The 17,497-nt window shown below is 30.1% G+C and carries 16 protein-coding genes and 1 pseudogene; 6 read left to right on the top strand and 11 right to left on the bottom strand.

Annotated elements, in window-relative coordinates; genetic code table 11:
- Nucleotides 1-709: 709 nt before the first annotated feature.
- The 4 genes and pseudogenes from ACWJJ2_RS14485 to ACWJJ2_RS14470 form a co-directional block, all read right to left on the bottom strand.
- Nucleotides 710-940 (bottom strand): annotated as a pseudogene (locus ACWJJ2_RS14485) (aldo/keto reductase); the annotation flags it as partial.
- A 6-nt stretch (nucleotides 941-946) separates the two neighbouring features.
- Nucleotides 947-2,050, bottom strand: coding sequence for a sensor histidine kinase (locus tag ACWJJ2_RS14480; RefSeq protein WP_216302059.1), 1,104 nt, complete (start codon nucleotides 2,048-2,050; stop codon nucleotides 947-949).
- The gene (locus ACWJJ2_RS14475; protein ID WP_216302060.1) at nucleotides 2,028-2,738 is read right to left on the bottom strand and encodes a response regulator transcription factor; all 711 of its coding nucleotides are present in this window, start codon (nucleotides 2,736-2,738) and stop codon (nucleotides 2,028-2,030) included. Before ACWJJ2_RS14475 ends, ACWJJ2_RS14480 begins: the two co-directional genes overlap by 23 nt.
- 224 nt (nucleotides 2,739-2,962) lie before the next feature.
- On the bottom strand, nucleotides 2,963-3,670 hold the full coding sequence (locus tag ACWJJ2_RS14470) for a M15 family metallopeptidase (protein ID WP_216302061.1): 708 nt from the start codon (nucleotides 3,668-3,670) through the stop codon (nucleotides 2,963-2,965).
- 364 nt (nucleotides 3,671-4,034) lie between these two features.
- Here ACWJJ2_RS14470 and ACWJJ2_RS14465 point away from each other — a divergent pair, with 364 nt between their 5' ends.
- Both ACWJJ2_RS14465 and ACWJJ2_RS14460 read left to right on the top strand, forming a co-directional pair.
- The gene (locus tag ACWJJ2_RS14465) at nucleotides 4,035-4,487 is read left to right on the top strand and encodes a YsnF/AvaK domain-containing protein (protein WP_216302062.1); all 453 of its coding nucleotides are present in this window, start codon (nucleotides 4,035-4,037) and stop codon (nucleotides 4,485-4,487) included.
- A 62-nt stretch (nucleotides 4,488-4,549) separates the two neighbouring features.
- Nucleotides 4,550-5,005 carry a YsnF/AvaK domain-containing protein gene (locus tag ACWJJ2_RS14460; protein ID WP_253198099.1) on the top strand — a complete coding sequence of 152 codons (456 nt, stop codon included), beginning with the start codon at nucleotides 4,550-4,552 and terminating at the stop codon, nucleotides 5,003-5,005.
- 170 nt (nucleotides 5,006-5,175) lie between these two features.
- On the opposite strand, the gene ACWJJ2_RS14455 is transcribed toward ACWJJ2_RS14460, so the two are convergent.
- The 6 genes from ACWJJ2_RS14455 to ACWJJ2_RS14430 form a co-directional block, all read right to left on the bottom strand.
- A complete protein-coding gene (locus ACWJJ2_RS14455) occupies nucleotides 5,176-5,922 on the bottom strand; it encodes an ABC transporter permease (protein ID WP_253198101.1) in 747 nt (248 codons plus the stop codon).
- Nucleotides 5,923-6,065: 143 nt separating this feature from the next.
- On the bottom strand, nucleotides 6,066-6,737 hold the full coding sequence (locus ACWJJ2_RS14450; protein ID WP_253198103.1) for an ABC transporter permease: 672 nt from the start codon (nucleotides 6,735-6,737) through the stop codon (nucleotides 6,066-6,068).
- 16 nt (nucleotides 6,738-6,753) lie between these two features.
- The gene (locus ACWJJ2_RS14445; protein WP_216302063.1) at nucleotides 6,754-7,677 is read right to left on the bottom strand and encodes an ABC transporter ATP-binding protein; all 924 of its coding nucleotides are present in this window, start codon (nucleotides 7,675-7,677) and stop codon (nucleotides 6,754-6,756) included.
- Between the two features lie 159 nt (nucleotides 7,678-7,836).
- Complete coding sequence (locus ACWJJ2_RS14440) at nucleotides 7,837-8,772, bottom strand: sensor histidine kinase (RefSeq protein WP_216302064.1); 936 nt, start codon at nucleotides 8,770-8,772, stop codon at nucleotides 7,837-7,839.
- 1 nt (nucleotide 8,773) lies between these two features.
- A complete protein-coding gene (locus tag ACWJJ2_RS14435; RefSeq protein ID WP_216302065.1) occupies nucleotides 8,774-9,472 on the bottom strand; it encodes a response regulator transcription factor in 699 nt (232 codons plus the stop codon).
- Between the two features lie 149 nt (nucleotides 9,473-9,621).
- A complete protein-coding gene (locus ACWJJ2_RS14430; RefSeq protein ID WP_216302066.1) occupies nucleotides 9,622-10,587 on the bottom strand; it encodes a MerR family transcriptional regulator in 966 nt (321 codons plus the stop codon).
- Nucleotides 10,588-10,813: 226 nt separating this feature from the next.
- Between ACWJJ2_RS14430 and ACWJJ2_RS14425 the strand changes: the two genes are divergently transcribed.
- The 4 genes from ACWJJ2_RS14425 (at nucleotide 10,814) to ACWJJ2_RS14410 (ending at nucleotide 15,360) form a co-directional block, all read left to right on the top strand.
- Complete coding sequence (locus tag ACWJJ2_RS14425; protein WP_216302067.1) at nucleotides 10,814-11,488, top strand: response regulator transcription factor; 675 nt, start codon at nucleotides 10,814-10,816, stop codon at nucleotides 11,486-11,488.
- A gap of 5 nt (nucleotides 11,489-11,493) precedes the next feature.
- Nucleotides 11,494-12,504: a sensor histidine kinase gene (locus ACWJJ2_RS14420; RefSeq protein ID WP_462953433.1), complete on the top strand. Its 1,011-nt coding sequence runs from the start codon at nucleotides 11,494-11,496 to the stop codon at nucleotides 12,502-12,504.
- A gap of 100 nt (nucleotides 12,505-12,604) precedes the next feature.
- Nucleotides 12,605-13,399: an ABC transporter ATP-binding protein gene (locus ACWJJ2_RS14415; RefSeq protein ID WP_462953432.1), complete on the top strand. Its 795-nt coding sequence runs from the start codon at nucleotides 12,605-12,607 to the stop codon at nucleotides 13,397-13,399.
- Nucleotides 13,396-15,360, top strand: coding sequence for an FtsX-like permease family protein (locus ACWJJ2_RS14410; RefSeq protein WP_462953431.1), 1,965 nt, complete (start codon nucleotides 13,396-13,398; stop codon nucleotides 15,358-15,360). Before ACWJJ2_RS14415 ends, ACWJJ2_RS14410 begins: the two co-directional genes overlap by 4 nt.
- A 215-nt stretch (nucleotides 15,361-15,575) precedes the next feature.
- On the opposite strand, the gene ACWJJ2_RS14405 is transcribed toward ACWJJ2_RS14410, so the two are convergent.
- A complete protein-coding gene (locus ACWJJ2_RS14405; RefSeq protein WP_462953430.1) occupies nucleotides 15,576-17,435 on the bottom strand; it encodes a glycosyl hydrolase family 18 protein in 1,860 nt (619 codons plus the stop codon).
- Between the last annotated feature and the right edge of the window lie 62 nt (nucleotides 17,436-17,497).

Raw genomic sequence — 17,497 nt, 5'->3', positions numbered from 1 at the left:
CCTTTTAACCATTTAAAGGATTGCTATTTTAATAACCTGTTTATTTTATGGTATTTACATATCTCGCCTTACCCTCAAAATATATATCTCACCTGGATGTTACCTTTCCATATCTCTGCACCTAGTTTATTATCATGTTCAAAACATATTTACTCTTCAAAGCTTGTACATTACCTTCTTCACTATCTTATTTCTAATATTACCAAAAGGAGTTTAAGAAAATTGTAATTAATTCTTAAGATTTCTTAAGATTACAATTTATTAAGAAATATTATTACAAAGCTTTGGTCCCAATTCTCATATTATAAACAACCGCTCCATAAAAAAAATAAAAAGGCTACATTCCTTTAAATTATCTTAAAGGGAATGTAGCCTTTTTATTTGGATATTTATTCTGAAGTCATAAATTGACTTTATTAAGAATTTTGCGGTAACTTCTAAATTTTTTTACCATTTTATATACCCAAAATCCTAAAATTGATCCTAAAACATTTAATATAATATCATCAATATCCAAGAACCTAAACTAAAAACTAACTGTATTATTTCAATTGATAAACTTACTGCAATTGTATAAAGAAGATATTTTTCAACTTGTTATATTCATTAAATACCTGTAGCCTAAGATGCTTTTATATTAATAGCTACAGATGTGAATTAACCTATACCATCCTTAGGTAATTCACTTTATTACTCTTATATCAGCTATTTATGGAAGCTTATTACCCGCTGCCCTATATATCTCATACCACTCAATCCTTGTTAGTTTAACCTGCGAGGCCTTACAAATATCCTTTAAACGCTTTTGGTTTGTTGTACCCACTAATGGCTGGATTTTAGCAGGATGCCTTAGAATCCAAGTAATTGCAATTGCTGTATTTGATACACCTCTAGTAGCTGCAATTTCGTTTATTTTATTGTTTAGCTCTGGGAATTTATCACCTTATTAACTATCCAAGGGCAATTTAATTATAAAAGCAGTTCTCTCATAATTGCTTTCAACAAAAATTTCACCTTCATGAAGCTCTATTATACTTTTGGTTATAGCGAGACCTAATCCTGAACCTCCAGTAAATCCTGAACGTGATTTTTCAACTCTATAGAACCTTTCAAAAATAAAAGGTACATCTATACTTGGTATTGGCTCACCATAATTAATTATCTCTATAACCGCACTATTATTTTCTTTCCTAGTACATATGTCAATATACTCAGTCCCACTACCATAGTTCATGCCATTAGAAATTAGATTTTCAAATGCCCTAGCCATTTTAACTGCATCAGCCACTATTAAGAGTTTATCCTCCGAAAAATATGTCCTACACTCTATATCTACTTTTCTAAACTCTAGCCTAAATTCCAATACCATTTGATTTATTAGTTCAATTACGTTTATTAATTCTTTATTTAATTTTAAAGTACTATTTCTCATTATAGTATACTGAAATAAATCATTGATTAAATTATTCAATCGTTTTGATTTTTCATAGGCAATATTCACATAATATCTAAGTTCAACTTCATCTTTATATTTATCCTTATCTATGAGTTCAAGATACCCTAGTATTGATGTTAATGGAGTACGTAAATCATGAGATACATTTGTTATTAATTCATACTTTGTTTGTTCGGATCTCCGCTCTTCCTCTATTGATTTATTTAATTTTTCTATTATTTCATTCATATTTTTAGCTATTTTCCCTAGCTCTGCTTTCGATTGTTCTGGTATCTTTTTATCTATCCTACCCTCTGCTATAGCTTTTATATGTTCATCGACTTCTACAAAGTACTTAATCTTCTTGTAAAGCAATAAATGGGAATAACTTATAAAAATTATTATCCATAGTTCAATTGCTATCTTTATAAAATCGTAATGTAGCCTTGCCCTATAAATTCTATCTAAAACTTGTTGTGAATAGATTGCACCTATTTCCAAAAAAAACTTCCACATAATATACATTACTGCCATTGTTAATGCTGATAATAGAAAAGCAAGTAATATATTAAAAACTACTTTTAACTCTAATTTATATATAAGTTTTCTTTTCAATTTTATACCCTACTCCCCATATAGTATGAATAAGTTTCTCACCATCTAAAACCTCATCAAGCTTATCTCTTAATTTACTCATGTGAGTCATAACTGTATTATTAGATTGATAATATTTTTCCTTCCAAACTCTTTGAAATATTTCTTCTGCACTAAAAACCCTCCCTGGATTATTAGCTAAGACGTGTAATATTTCAAACTCTGTAGAAGTTAAAGCAATAATCTTATTATATACTTCTACCTGATGAGTGGATTTTTTAATTTTAAGTGGTCCTATAACTATAATATCTCTATCTTTTAATTCGTCGCTATTTTTATCGAATTCGTAAATTCTTCTAAATATAGACTTAACTCTAACCATAAGCTCTAAAGGATTAAATGGTTTTACCATATAATCATCAGCTCCTGACAATAGCCCTTTTATTTTATCTGAATCTTGATTTTTAGCACTTAACATAATTATAGGTATATTAAGCTTCTCGCGAACTTTGTTACACACTTCTATACCATCAATTTTAGGCATCATTATATCTAGTATTATAAGATTTATATTATAATTATCTATAACCTGCAAAGCTTGTTCCCCATCATATGCTTTGTAAATATTATGTCCTTCATTGGTTAAATATATTTCAATTAAATTAACTATTTCTTTATCATCATCTACAACTAATATATTTTTACCCATATAATCACTCCATTTATTTGTTCAGATAGCATTTTGTTCAATATATAACTTCTAAGCGTACTTAAGGTTGAAACTTATACATTTTTAATAAGTATATAACTTAAAAATATATTTGTCGAACATAAATATAGAAACACAAAATATGGAGGATTTATTCCAAGTTCATTTACTAAAAACACAGGTAATATCATACCAAACATACTTTGATTATATGCTTTGATTGTTTAAGATTCTAAAAACTCCTCCAAAGTAATATCTTTTGAGTAAATTTTCTCTGAATTTTCAACACCTACATACCTTATATGCCAAGGTTCATAATTATAACCTGTAATATCTTCTTTTCCTTTTCCATACCTTATTATAAATCCAAATTTATAAGCATTCTCTTGAAGCCATTTACCTTCTTTAGTGTTTTCAAAACCTGTACTCTTTTCAGCATTAGTTATATCCATTGCTAACCCTGATTGATGCTCACTTTTACCTGCCGTTGCCACATACTTATATGTATACCCTTTCCCTCTTATTTTAATACTATTTTCATATAACTCTTTTTGAGTTGCATAAGACCTATAACCAGATAATGCATAAAGTATAATTCCTTCCTCCTCACCTTTATCAAATAGTCTTTTAAGTGCATCTACTGCATTACCTTCCATTTGCATTTCTTCATTTGACACGTTAGGATAAATTTTAACCTTTGCCACTTTTAAATTATGTGGAACATAATCCTTATCCAGAGTATTTTTTCTATTCACTAACATTAACTCTCCATCATCTACATTGCTATTGTCATTAGACATATCTTTAATAGATTCAATATAAGCATTCCTTTCAATTACATCCCCTATAACTTTTATACTACCATATTTGCTGTTTATATACATTAAGCATACAATTCCTAAAATCAAAATCACTCCGATTTTCTTCTTCACCTTAAACTCCTCCTTATTTACTTTTAAAACTTAATTTCAAGTAAATAACACATTTATTTTATTTGAAATTTTTCAACAAAGTAAAATGTATATTCCTTACTTTCTTATATTACAAAAAGGAGTTTAAGAAAATTGTAATTAAACCTTAAGATTTCTTAAGATTACGGTATGATTATCTTTATGTAGAATACAGCTACACCTTCAAGCTTCATTATTATGTATAAGTAAACAATAGAAAATGGTTAATTTAAACATTTTAGTATTTATTGAATCAATCATTACATACAAATCTTTAGGATAATATATTTCTTTAAAGGACAATATATTAATGAATTAAAATTATTAATATATGGAGGTATTATATATGAGCATACTTGATGGATTTTTTGAAAAAGGTGATTCCGCTGTCAAAAAAACTACTGATGATACCGCAAACCTTAGTCTGCGCAAAGAAGAGCTTGATATTTCGAAAAGCAGAGTACAAAAAGGTGATGTAGAAATTAGTAAGGAAATTTTAGAAGAACATAAAAAAGTTGAAGTACCCGTAATACGTGAAGAAGTAGTAATTGAAAGAAGAACCTTAAACAATGAAGCAAGTGATTCCCCTATTACTAGTGAAGAAACCATTAACATTCCTGTAAGTGAGGAGAAAGTTAATGTAGGTAAACATACAGTAATAACAGGTGAAATTTCAGCTCATAAACACGAAATTGAAAATACAGTGCATATAGATGAGACCCTTAAACGAGAAGAAGCTCGAATAAATAAAATTGGTGATGTCAATATAATTGACAATGGAACCGATCAAAAACAATAAATTAGAAAACACCTCACTAATGGCTCGTGAGGTGTTTTTCAAGATAAGTGGAGGGAAAAAGCATGGCAATGGATTCCACAGAAAACAAAAACGGTAAATATATGCCAAAAGCAGCTGCTTTGAAACAAAGCATATGTGACCCTAATAAAAATGTTACCCTTAAAATTAAAGAAGAACAACTTGATATCTCTAAAGAGTGGATGCAAACAGGAGATGTTAAGATTTATAGAGAGTCTTCTACGCTACAAAAAAGTTTTACTGTGCCTGTTGAACTCGTAGATCTTGTAATAGAACATACAATTCCTGCAGATATTACTACAAAACACAAAGATATGCATACAGAAGTAATACGCATCCCTCTTAGTGAAGAAAGTATCGAATTTACAAGGCACAAAGTTACTTTAGAAGATGTATCCATATATAAACAGAAGATACAAGATATAAAAATCATTGAAGCAACATTAAAAAGAGAAGAAGCTAAAGTTAAGATATCTGGCTCCCTAAGAATTAAAGACTAATTAAGTTTAAAGCGCTTTTAATTTCTAAATTTTATGTTACTTTTTCAAAGATTGAAAATATCCACATAAGTATATTAGGATGAATAGCTCTAGAATCTAGAAATTAAACCATCACCGTGTTATTGAAAACTCACTGTGATGGTTATTTCCATATCTTTCAATACAATACCTTATTTAATCGCATCTATATGTTCTATATTCCTTATAGATAGATACGCAATAAATCCTCCTATAATAGAAAGTGCTATTGATATTGAAATAATATTACTTAATGAGACCCCCCCCATATCGGAGCATACAATAGATACTATTAATATTGAAGATACTATCGTAGTAGGTACCGATTTTTTTCTCATCCCAAAATATAGAGGGATTAGTCCCATACCGGTAGAAGCTAAAGCATTAATACCAATAGTCATAAAACTCCTTATTATTGTGGAACTGGTTAATTTATCAGGCGTAAAATTGTAAAAGTTATTAATAATGCATAAAACAAGATCTATAAAAATATTAGATAAAACTGTAGATATAAAGGTGAATAATACAACAATAAGTAATTTAGCCATAATCAATTTTTTTCTACTTATAGGATACATAAACAATACCGTAATTGTATTGCTTTTATATTCTTCAATTATGAACCTAGCAATAAGCACTGAAGCAAATATTGTGAAATTAGCTTTTACCATTCTATCAACCATAGAAAAAGTAAAAAGAATGCTAGTAAACTCTATTTCCCCTTCATGTTTGGATACAAAAATTATTGCTACTAACATAGCTATTATAATTATGTTTGCGATTATCGCTCCTTTTATATACCCCCCCATCTTAACCTTTTTCATTTCTAATTTCATTAATTTAAACATCCATGTCATCTCCATGTAATAAATTTTAAAAGTGTATTTACCATTTTTCATACCTCTAAATCTACTTGCGGTTCCTTAATCAAGTTACTTCTAACAACCTGTACTCATTACTGTACTTACCCTTCCCATCATTGATAAATGCAAGAAGTTTCAACTTCAGTTATTCCTCCGTCAATATACAAATTTGCTAAATATTATTTAATAACATCTACATGTTCTATATTCCTTATAGATAGATACGCAATAAATACTCCTATAATAGAAAGTGCTATTGATATTGCAATACTATTACTTAATGAATGACCGCCCCTATCGCCACATACAATAGATACTATTAATATTGAAGATACTATTGTAACAGGTACTGATTTTTTTCTCATTCCAAAATATAGAGGAATTAGTCCCATACCGCTAGATGCTAAAGCATTAATACCAATAGTCATAAAACTCCTTATTATTGTGGAACTGGTTAATTTATCAGACGTAAAATTGTAAAAATTATTAACAATACATAAAACAAAATCTATAAAAATATTAGATAAAACTGTAGAAATAAAAGTGAATACTACCACAATAAGTAGTTTAGCTATAATCAACTTTTTTCTACTTATAGGATACATAAACAATACCGTAATTGTATTGCTTTTATATTCTTCAATTATGAACCTAGCAATAAGCACTGAAGCAAATATTATAAAAGTACCTTTTACCATGCCATCAACAAATGAAAAAGTAAAGGGGATGCTAGTAAACTCTACACCGCCTTCATTTTTTGTTGAAAAAATCATTACTGCCAGCAGCGCTATTATAACTATATTTGCGATTATAACCCCTTTTATATTTCGCCATACCTTACTCTTTTTCATTTCTAATTTTATTAATTTAAGAATTTATGTCACCTCCATTTAACAAGTTTAAGAAGTGTTCTTCTAATGAACTGTTTTTCTTAGTTATTTCTTCAATGAGAACATCATTTAAAACTAAGGTTTTAGATATAATGCTTTGTGGTACTGTAGCTTCATATATCCTTATTACACCAATATCCAGAACTTTAAAATTGGATATATTAAGATTGTTTGATAGAATATACGACGCTTTTTTGTAATCTTTAGTAACCAGTTCTATATATTCTGTATTACTTTCTCTGATGCTTTGCATAGAAACTTCTTCTATTAATCTACCACTATTTATAACTCCTATGGTATCCGCTATTTGCTCAATTTCTCCTAAACTATGACTAGATAACAATATAGTTATTCCGTACTCCTTACTCAACATTTTAAATAAATTTCTTAAATCCTTAATGCCTATTGGGTCAAGTCCATTGATAGGTTCGTCTAGTATTAATAATTCTGGCTTGGTTGTGATTGCTCTTGCAATTCCGAGCCTTTGCTTCATACCAAGAGAAAAATCTTTAACTAGTTTATTATCAATATTTTTTAGATTTACAAGATCTATCGCTTTATCAATTGCTCCCTTATCGTGGTAACCCATGTACCCACAGTGAAGCTCCAAATTTTCTCTGGCTGTAAGCCTTTCATAAAACACGGGATATTCAATGATAGAACCAAGCCTTTTTAAAACCTCATAGGAGGTATCTGTAAGCTTTTCGCCGAAAATTTCAACTTCACCACTTGTAGGCTTAACTAGATTTGTCATTATCTTCATAATTGTTGTTTTCCCTGCACCATTTGGTCCTAGAAACCCATAAATTTCACCCTTTTTAATATTCATATTCACATTTGCTACCACTTCTTTGCCATTATATGTTTTAGTCAGATTACTAGTTTTTAGTATATATTCCATTTTATCTCCCCCTTCAACCACTTTCCATATTTATATTATAGCAATTGAACTTCTCTTTTTTATTACTTAAATCTTACAAAATTCTTAAGTCTTTTCTAAAAAAAGGTGCCCTATCTTTATAGTGGTACTATAGACAGGTCACCTTGCTTTACATAATCATTAATAGGTTATTCTTTTTAATTTAAAAATAAACGACGTTTTCTCATAAGGTTTGCTCTCGAGGATTATCTCTCCCTCTAATTTTTCTACAAGTCTTTTAGTTATTGTAAGACCAAGACCACTGCCTTGATACAGTTTATTTCTTGAATCCTCAAGAGTGTACATCCTTTCAAAGACCCTATCTTGATGCGTTTCACTAATGCCTTTACCCTTATCCCAAACCTCTACATATACATACTCCTCATCACTTCTAAGTGTTAATCCTAAAACCATTCCATCGTTTCCATATTTAATGGCATTTGAAATGAAATTATTTATAATTCTATCTAGCGCCTCTTCATTTCCTAGACAATAAATGTTGATTTTTGGAATATCAATAATAACCTCAAAGCCTTTATTAGTTAAAATATCATAAAAAGCTAATATGTTTTTTTTGCAAACCTCATTAATATTAATTCTTGTTAGTGGTATATCCGTGTCCCCTGACTCTAGCTTTGCTAAGTCAAAGAACTTATTAATGAGCTTCATCACTTCTTTTGTTTTATTTTCAACCTTTGATAATAAGAAATTTCTTTCTTCGCTGCTTATATCGCTGTCCAGTTTTATTGTTTCAATATACCCAAGCACCACTGTAAGTGGTGTTTTTAAATCATGAGAGATATTTGAAAGCATTTTCTTCATTGTTATTTCAGCCTTCAAATAATCTGCTAGTATTTTTTGATTATGTTCTAAAACCTTATTAATCTCTATTAAAATGGGTATAATCTCTTTATCGTCAGTAAAGACTAAAAGCTTTTCACTGGTGTTGCTTTTTATAATATTGTTTAACTTTTCATGAATGTACTTTAAATTGTCACTTCTATGTTTTTTGGATTTATGCTGAATGTAAATGATACCCAATAAAATAACTATTACTATTAATAAAAAAATAATCATTTTAAAATTCTCCTAATTTGTAGCCTATGCCCCATAATGTTTTAAGATATTTAGGCTCTGAAGGATTGTCCTCTATTTTCTCTCTTAATCTTCTCATATGCACATTTATAACATTCTCATCTCCAAAATATTCATCATTCCAAACAACACTGTAGATTTGTGCTTTAGTAAAAACTCTATTTGGATTCGAAATGAATAGTCTTAAAATATCAAATTCTTTTGAAGTCAGCTGTAGATTTACACCCTTTTTAGTAACTGAATAGTTTTTCAAATTAACAGTAAGGTGGTTAACATTAATAATAGTCGCTTCTTCTTTCTTATCGTTTTTAGCATATTGATTGGCACGTCTTATCCCTGCCTTAACCCTTGCACAAAGCTCTATCATTGAAAAAGGCTTTGTGATATAGTCATCAGCACCGAGTCCCAGTCCTACAGCCGTGTCTACATCACTGTCCTTTGCTGACATAATTAAAATAGGTATTAAGCTTGTTTCTCTTACAATTTTCATAACTTCCATTCCATCAAGCCTCGGCATCATTATATCAAGAACAATTAAATCAAAGGAATTATTTAAAAACTTACCTACTCCTTCTTCTCCATTGAAAGCAGTAGTTATGTTAAAACCCTCTTTTATTAGGTAATTCTCAACCATTTCACTAATAGCTATATCATCTTCAACAAGTAGAATTCTATTTTCCATAAAAGTGACACCTCTTTTTTTATAAATATTTATAACTTTATTATAACTTAGTTATCAGTGTAAATAAATACCTGTAAATTTACACATTCATTGTTCTCTCTTTCAATAGAAAATACAATGACTACACCTAATTTGATTATGTAAAATATTTATTTTTCTATAATATATCTTTCAAAAAATTCATTTACATTCATCCCTGTTTCTTCTTCCATCTTTTTATTTAATTCATCATTCATTTTTGTCATATTTTTTATATATTTTTTATAATCTTCATTAAGAATAGTCAAATATTCACTAAATTTCGTGTGAAAACGCCCAAATTCTTTAGAATAATCATCGCAAAATGAACCGAATTCGTTCACTTGTTCCTTTTCTTTTTCATCTTCTTTTAACAATAGGTAACTGTCCTTAATCCTTTTTATATACCCTTTAATGTATGCTTTATCATAATTTATTATATTTTTAATGCCAGACAAATGTCTTCTCTTATCTTCTTCTGAAATACCTTCATTTTCAAGCTTATTTTGAAGTTCCTTAAAATAGTTATTATCCAAAAAAAATTCTTCGGTATTTATTTCATCCAATTCCTCCACAAGTTTTAACCACACTCTTCTTTTTCCCTCGTTATCAATAACAATATTCAAAAATGGTTCAAAGTTCATAATAAGACTTTCACCAAATATTCCTGGGAATATTCTACTAAGAGCATTTGAAATATATTCTTTCTTTTCACCTATGGACAATTCTAATGTTTCCCTAAGCAGCTTTATATGTTCTCCCGCAGCGTCATAATCAGTTAAATTTTTCTCTATAATATTTAAAATAATTAGTCTACTTTTCTCTAAATTTTCAATATCTTTATCTATTCTAGAAAGCGCTTGCGCCATAACTTCGGGAATACTTTTGTTACCAGAAGTCACAGTTTTGATTTGTGCAATGGGAATACCCAACGTTCTAAGCGCTCCTATTAAATTAAGCTTTATGACATCTTGACAAGTGTACTCTCTATAGTTATTTTGAATATTTTTTAAAGGCATAATTAACCCTTCACTTTCGTAATACTTTATTGCCCTTTTGGTTAATCCAGTTTTTTCAGCAGCATCTTTTATGTTCATGCGTCACCCCTCCCTTATAATAATTCAATTTTAAACCTGACAGTGAGGTACATGTCAATTCTTTTTATAGTATTGTTAAATAATCTAGAGATTTACCCTCATTATTATTAATGTTACAATTATACTAAACAAGGCAAATTTTACTGGAAATTTTCAGATTTCTATTATATATAATATTAGGCGAAACTAACCATTGATGTTTCACCTTATTTTAGGGGTGTAAAAAATGTATAAGATAATGATAGTTGAAGATGATAAATCACTGTGCACTAACATGAATGAAATGTTGATAAAGTGGGGGTTTGATGCAATGCCTGTGGATAACTTTGAGAACATAACTGCAGAGTTTGCTCGCAACAATCCAGATTTGGTTATTATGGATGTAAATCTACCTTGCTTTGATGGATTTTACTGGTGTAATAAGCTTCGCGAAGTATCAAAGGTGCCTATAATATTCGTTTCTTCAAGGGATACGAATATGGATATTATCATGGCCATGAATACCGGTGGTGATGAATATATAACCAAGCCTTTTTCAATGGATATTTTAATTGCTAAAATAAATGCATTGCTTAGAAGAGCCTATTCTTATGGTGAGCAAACTTCTGATTTAGTAGAATGTGATGGAGTAATCCTAAACTTAATTGAAAATACTCTAATGCATAAAGAAGCGAAAATTGAGCTGACAAAAAATGAATTCAAAGTAATGCTACTTCTTATGAAAAACAGGGGTAAGACCATATCTCGCGAGAGGATAATGAGGGCACTTTGGGATGATGATAATTTTATTAATGACAATACTCTTACAGTAAACATTAACAGGCTCCGCGAGAAACTTTGCGGTATTGGCCTCAATGATTTTATAGTTACTAAAAAAGGATATGGGTACATGATACTATGACTATAATGACATATATTAAAAATTCAGCCTTAAAAATATTATATTTCATCTGTATTTTGTTTACTATAAATCTAATCCTATTAAGCAGCAATCCTATTGATGCACAATTTACCGATATAGCATACATGGATTTTTTGCTCCTTTTTATATCATTAATCTTTACATTTATTGATTATAAAAGGTGGGCATACAGTTACAAAGGGATTTGCGAAGCTATAAATAATAAAGATAAAGTAGATACAAGCTTACCAAGTAGCAGTTACTATTTTGAAGTTCAGCTTATAAAAGATATAGTCAAACTTAAAAATGTTGAAATGGAAGAAAAAGTTCAAGAAGTAAAGTCAGACCTTGATGAAATGAATGATTATATAACAAAGTGGGTTCATGAAATAAAAATACCTATTTCGGTATGTGAGCTCATCGCTGGTAAAATAGAGGAAATAGATATGTTAGAGCAGCTTATACTTGAATTTAATCGAATAAATTTCCTTATTGATCAGGTCCTTTATACAAGTAGATCATCTAGCTATTCGGAAGATTTACAAATCAATGAAATTAATATTGAAACTCTGATAAAAAAAGTCGTTAGAAGAAATGCTACACTTTTCATATCAAAAAACATAAGTTTAGAACTTGGGAATCTAAACTACACTGTTACGACAGATGAAAAATGGCTCTCATATATTGTTGATCAGCTTATTAATAATGCCTGCAAATATGTACCTAATGATGGTAAACTAACTATTTGTGTTAATGAAGAATCGAAAGTTATTGTACTTCATGTTAAAGATAATGGTATTGGAATAAAAGAAAAAGACATAAAAAGAATATTTGACAGGGGTTTTACAGGAGAAAACGGAAGAATCTTAGCAAAATCCACAGGCATGGGTTTATATTTATCTAAAAAAATGGCTCATAAATTAAGTCATAATATATATGTTAAATCTGAGGAAGAAAAGGGTACAGAATTTAGTGTGTGTTTCTATAAACTATCAGATTACGCAAAGGTTACATAAATGTAACCTTAAAACATTAAATGTAACTTAAATTCGATGGCAGGAAGCGAGGTCAATAGGTAGAATAAAGGTAAGCTTTTATTTTATGAGGAGGATTTTTATGAGTATTGTTATTGAAACTAAAAATTTAAAGAAAGTTTACGGCTTAAAAGGTATGGCGTCTAACGCTTTAGACGGACTTGATTTGCAAGTTGAAAAGGGTGAATTTCTAGGCATAATGGGACCTTCCGGGTCAGGTAAAACCACTCTTTTAAATATTATTTCTACCATTGATGAACCTACTAGTGGGAGCTATTTCTTTGAAGAAAATGACATGAAAAGAATTAAGGGACGTGACCTTGCAACTTTTAGAAAAAACAAGATAGGCTTTATATTTCAGGATTTTAACCTCTTAGACACAATGTCTGTTCAGGATAATATAGCCCTTCCTCTTGCCCTTAGTAAAGTAAATCATGATGAAATAATAAAAAAGGTAAATGAGGTTGCTGGCTTTTTAGGCCTAAAGGATCATCTAAGCAAATATCCATATCAGCTTTCTGGCGGTCAAAAGCAAAGAACCGCTGCAGCTAGGGCTCTTATAACTTCACCTTCGGTTATATTTGCAGACGAACCTACAGGGGCCTTGGATTCAAAATCGGCAGCAGAACTTCTGCAATGCCTTACAGACCTAAATGAGAAATTTAAAACTACTATAATAATGGTGACTCATGATGCGTTTGCTGCAAGCTATTGCAGAAGAATAATGTTTATAAAAGATGGAAAGATTCATGCAAAACTTGATAAAAATCAAGAAAGAAAAGAGTTTTTTAAGCGAATTATGGACATGGTTGCATCAATGAGCGGCGGTACAGATTATTACGCGCAAAAGGAAGAAAACAGGAGGAATTTCAAATGAATTCCTTCAGCATAGCTTTCGATAATTTTAAAAGAAACATAAAAGTTTACAGTCTATATATAATGTCTATGATTTTTTCAGTGCTTGTTTTCTACAATTTTGTAGCACTAAAATATAATCCAGATTTTCAAAAAGCTAATGAAACTAGTTTTTATATTAAAGACGTATCAAGTTCAGTTTCTTGGTTGCTACTTTTATTTATTATATTTTTCATCTGGTTTTCAAGTTCTTTCTTTTTAAATCAAAGAAAAAAAGAAATAGGAATTTATGCTTTTATGGGCGTCTCCAATTCTCAAATAGCACTTATTTATTCTATAGAACTTATTTTTATGGGAATAACTGCAACAGCAGTTGGGCTTTTACTTGGAATTATCTTTTGTAAGCTGTTTCTAATGATGCTGGCTAAAGTAGCTCTATTAAACATGAAAATAGGTTTTTTCATATCTACTAAAGCAATAATTCAAACTTCCATCACATTTTTTGTAATCTTCTTTTTAAATGCAGTTTTAGGTTATATAAACATATCTAGAAGTAAGTTAATTGACTTGTTTAATGCAACCAAACGAGAAGAAAAACTTCCAAGGGCTAATTATGTAAAAGGTTTGTTGTCTATAATATTCATATTTACGGGATATTACTTTGCAAGAAATGCTATTGGTATGAAATTTACTGCAAACCTACCTCCTGCCATTATATTTGTAGTAATAGGTACCTATTGGTTTTTTGGCTCTGTGTATTCTATAATAATGAAATTTATAATAAACAGAAAGAAAATATTATATAATGGAGTAAATATAGTATGCATGTCTAACATTGCCTTTAGGATAAAAAATAACTATCGAACTTTAGCGGCAGTTGCCATATTAGCTACAATTACTTTAACTTCTTATGGAACAGTAGCATCTCTTAAGTATTTTATTGGAATAAGAGATTATATACAATCTCCTTATGAAATTTCCTATGTTTCTTCTGAAAAAACAGTTAAGCAGCAGGTAAGAGACAAGTTAAAGGAATATAAAAAAGATATAATCCTTGAAGAAAACACTGAATTTCTTATTATAAAACCTCACGTTTATGTAGAAACCAAATTGAAGGATTCAGAAACAGTAGCCTTAAAATATTCAGATTTTATAAAAATAAGTTCTGACCTAGAAGCAAAGAACATTAATGATTTTAAAAAAGAGACCTTGTCCAGTGGCGAAACAATATATGTAGCACCACCTACTGTAGTAATGAGTCTTTATGATTATAAAAATGAAAAAGCTTCTATAAATAATAAGGACTATACTATAAAGAATACACTTAAAACTCCTGTTTTTGGTATTGGCATACCCACATCATGTCTTATATTAAATGATAAAGACTATGATTTCCTTAAGGCTACTTCTGACACATATCAGTTTAATGGGATAAAAATAAATAATACAGACAATATGAAATTGCTAAAACAGGAATTATACAAGATTAATTCACCTAAAGAGCCTTCGCGTGCAAATGTGAGTGAGAACATATCTTCTTTCCGTGAATTATTCACAACTAATTCAATTAAAGATTCTTTACGTGTAAATGCCAGCAAGGATACATCTTCTTACAATATTTTTGGAATAATTTATTTCCTTGGAGCTTTTCTTTCACTAGTTTTCATAATTGCAACAGGAAGCATAATATATTTCAAAATTGTAAGTGAAGCCTATTTAGATAAAAATAAATATGTTTTATTAAAAAGGCTTGGAATGACAGAGAAAGAAATTTTCAAAGCTACTGCAATACAAATAGGAATGTCCTATCTGTTGCCTTTAGTTGTTGGCATAATCCACAGCTGCGTTGCAATGTCTGTTTTAAGCAAACTTATGAATTATAACATAATAGTACCCGCTATCAGTAGCATTATTATTTTTGTAGCTGTATATATTGTTTACTTTATTGCTACTACAAGGAAGTATATGAAGATAGTTATGTAAATGGTTTTTTTATTATGGACATGAAAATAGATTAGCACATTGACTTGTTATTTATTTAAATGCCCTCTCATTTTTAAAATAAATAGAAGTAGGGAGTCATTCATCCTGTAATCACTTTACAGCTTCTTGACCCCCATACTTCTATTTATTTAGTCTACTTTTTCCCAAGCTGTCCATGGTGTTTCTGGGTTTGTTGTTCCACCCGCTCCAGCACCTTAGTATAAAGTAACTCTACCGAATTCTGGACCATTTGCATGCATTCTTTGAGTCATTTCAATACTTACTATTCCGTCTAATCCATTTAATACTTTATCAGTTCTTAAATTAAACTTCATTGAAGCCCCTGGCTTTATAAGTTTTTGTTCTGACCCATCAAATGAAAGAACATAGTATCCATTTTCTTCTTTAACTGCTGGTGCTGGATATTCTCCTCCAGTAATTTTAACTCCATTAGTTTTTATATATAATTTAGTATGCTTTAAAGTCTTTGCAGCTGTTTCTGTAAGTTGTATAGTTTGGCCGCTTGTTTCTATTTTACAATCATTTTTTAAATCAATAGATAAAGCACCTCCATTTCCCCATGCTGGTTTGCTTGAAGTAACTGAAGCTTTTGCATATACTTTTGGTTGAACTATTTTATAAGTAGGTAATGCATCTTTCCCAAATAAACCTTCTTTAGTTGCTTTTGTTAACTCATCTCTCTTAGTTGAATCTGTTTGCTTATCTTGAGATGCCATCCATGCAATCATCCCACCTAAGTTATTATCCTTAACATACTTAGTTTTTTCTGCAATTGATCTTGGGTTATCATAAGTGAAGAACGCTCCTGTCTTTTCATTGTACATGTATGGTGCTTTTGCAGTATCATCCCAATATTCTTTTATTCCTGGATATTTAGCTTTTAACTCATCTTGATTTCTCCATCCCCAAACTCCACTGTTACGACCACCGTCTCCCGATTTTACCGGAGCATAATTGGTAGCCCCATAAGAGAGTGTTCCATCTGAATCCTTTTTTATTTGAGTTGCTTTTCCAAATAAACCTGGAAGATTTTTATCTGGCACATCATTTGAAACTTTTTCCCAGCCTCTAGTGTAATATGCAGCACCTATAACTAACTTTTCTGATGGTGCCCCAAGTTCAATATATTTCTTAATACTTGAATCAACTGTGAATCCCTTTCCTGCAAACGGATCATTAGGATTATCATAAAGAGCAGTTTGATGACCACTTGTATCTGACCATGCACCTGCTGCATCATAAGTCATAATGTTACCAAAATTTAATATTTTAAACATTTCATTAACATTAATACCAACATTAGTTTTTTCATGTGCCATTGGTAACGCTGCTGACATCTCATATTTCTTATCTAATATTTTTTCCTTTGCATCTAATGCTACTCTAAATTCTTTAAGCATCGTTATATAATTTTCTTTATCTGCCGGAATTGAATCGGGATTACCCATATCATTTTTGTTATCAACCTTGTCTGCCGCCCTAACTTCGCCTGGATATTCCCAATCAAAATCTACGAAATCTAAATTAGCATACTCCATAAAATCTAATACATTTTTAATAAACTTAGCTCTAGTTTGTGGATTTCTAGCTACCCATGTAAAATTATTTGATTTAGACCATCCACCTAAAGATGTACCAATTTTTAGATTCGGATTTTTCTCTCTTAAAGATTGGTATTCATTTATGATACCACCATTAATATCTCCATACGTAACACCTGCATTTCCTAGCGGATGTCCAATATTAGCGTCCTTATCACAAAATACCAATTCACCATCTTTAGTAAAGTCCATGAATGCAAGATTCAAATGTGTTAGTTTATCTACCGGTATATCTTTAGGAAAAAAGTTTCCTTCTCCTCCCCAAATTGACCAATCTCCATAATACATAACATTACGAAGTTTAGAAGTAGATGCTTTTTGCTCGACCTCCTGTGGTGGTGCTGCTAAATTATTAACTGTAGCTGCTGGTACAACACTTGTCATTGTTAACGTGGCAATTGCAGCTAATGCTACTACTGATTTGATATTTTTAAATAATTTCTCTTTTGACATGACTTTTCTCCCCCTTAATAATTTTTTTCATTTAATTACATATCTTTTCCTACTATAACTAA

This window comes from Clostridium sp. CM039, assembly GCF_055081075.1.
This window is presented reverse-complemented; position numbering and strand designations above follow the sequence as displayed.

Bases quoted from the DNA above. Each gene is read 5' to 3' on its own strand.
- ACWJJ2_RS14475 (WP_216302060.1), bottom strand. From the start codon at position 2,738: ATGGGTAAAAATATATTAGTTGTAGATGATGATAAAGAAATAGTTAAT.
- ACWJJ2_RS14465 (WP_216302062.1), top strand. From the start codon at position 4,035: ATGAGCATACTTGATGGATTTTTTGAAAAAGGTGATTCCGCTGTCAAA.
- ACWJJ2_RS14460 (WP_253198099.1), top strand. From the start codon at position 4,550: ATGGCAATGGATTCCACAGAAAACAAAAACGGTAAATATATGCCAAAA.
- ACWJJ2_RS14455 (WP_253198101.1), bottom strand. From the start codon at position 5,922: ATGAAAAATGGTAAATACACTTTTAAAATTTATTACATGGAGATGACA.
- ACWJJ2_RS14450 (WP_253198103.1), bottom strand. From the start codon at position 6,737: ATGAAAAAGAGTAAGGTATGGCGAAATATAAAAGGGGTTATAATCGCA.
- ACWJJ2_RS14445 (WP_216302063.1), bottom strand. From the start codon at position 7,677: ATGGAATATATACTAAAAACTAGTAATCTGACTAAAACATATAATGGC.
- ACWJJ2_RS14440 (WP_216302064.1), bottom strand. From the start codon at position 8,772: ATGATTATTTTTTTATTAATAGTAATAGTTATTTTATTGGGTATCATT.
- ACWJJ2_RS14435 (WP_216302065.1), bottom strand. From the start codon at position 9,472: ATGGAAAATAGAATTCTACTTGTTGAAGATGATATAGCTATTAGTGAA.
- ACWJJ2_RS14430 (WP_216302066.1), bottom strand. From the start codon at position 10,587: ATGAACATAAAAGATGCTGCTGAAAAAACTGGATTAACCAAAAGGGCA.
- ACWJJ2_RS14425 (WP_216302067.1), top strand. From the start codon at position 10,814: ATGTATAAGATAATGATAGTTGAAGATGATAAATCACTGTGCACTAAC.
- ACWJJ2_RS14420 (WP_462953433.1), top strand. From the start codon at position 11,494: ATGACATATATTAAAAATTCAGCCTTAAAAATATTATATTTCATCTGT.
- ACWJJ2_RS14415 (WP_462953432.1), top strand. From the start codon at position 12,605: ATGAGTATTGTTATTGAAACTAAAAATTTAAAGAAAGTTTACGGCTTA.
- ACWJJ2_RS14410 (WP_462953431.1), top strand. From the start codon at position 13,396: ATGAATTCCTTCAGCATAGCTTTCGATAATTTTAAAAGAAACATAAAA.
- ACWJJ2_RS14405 (WP_462953430.1), bottom strand. From the start codon at position 17,435: ATGTCAAAAGAGAAATTATTTAAAAATATCAAATCAGTAGTAGCATTA.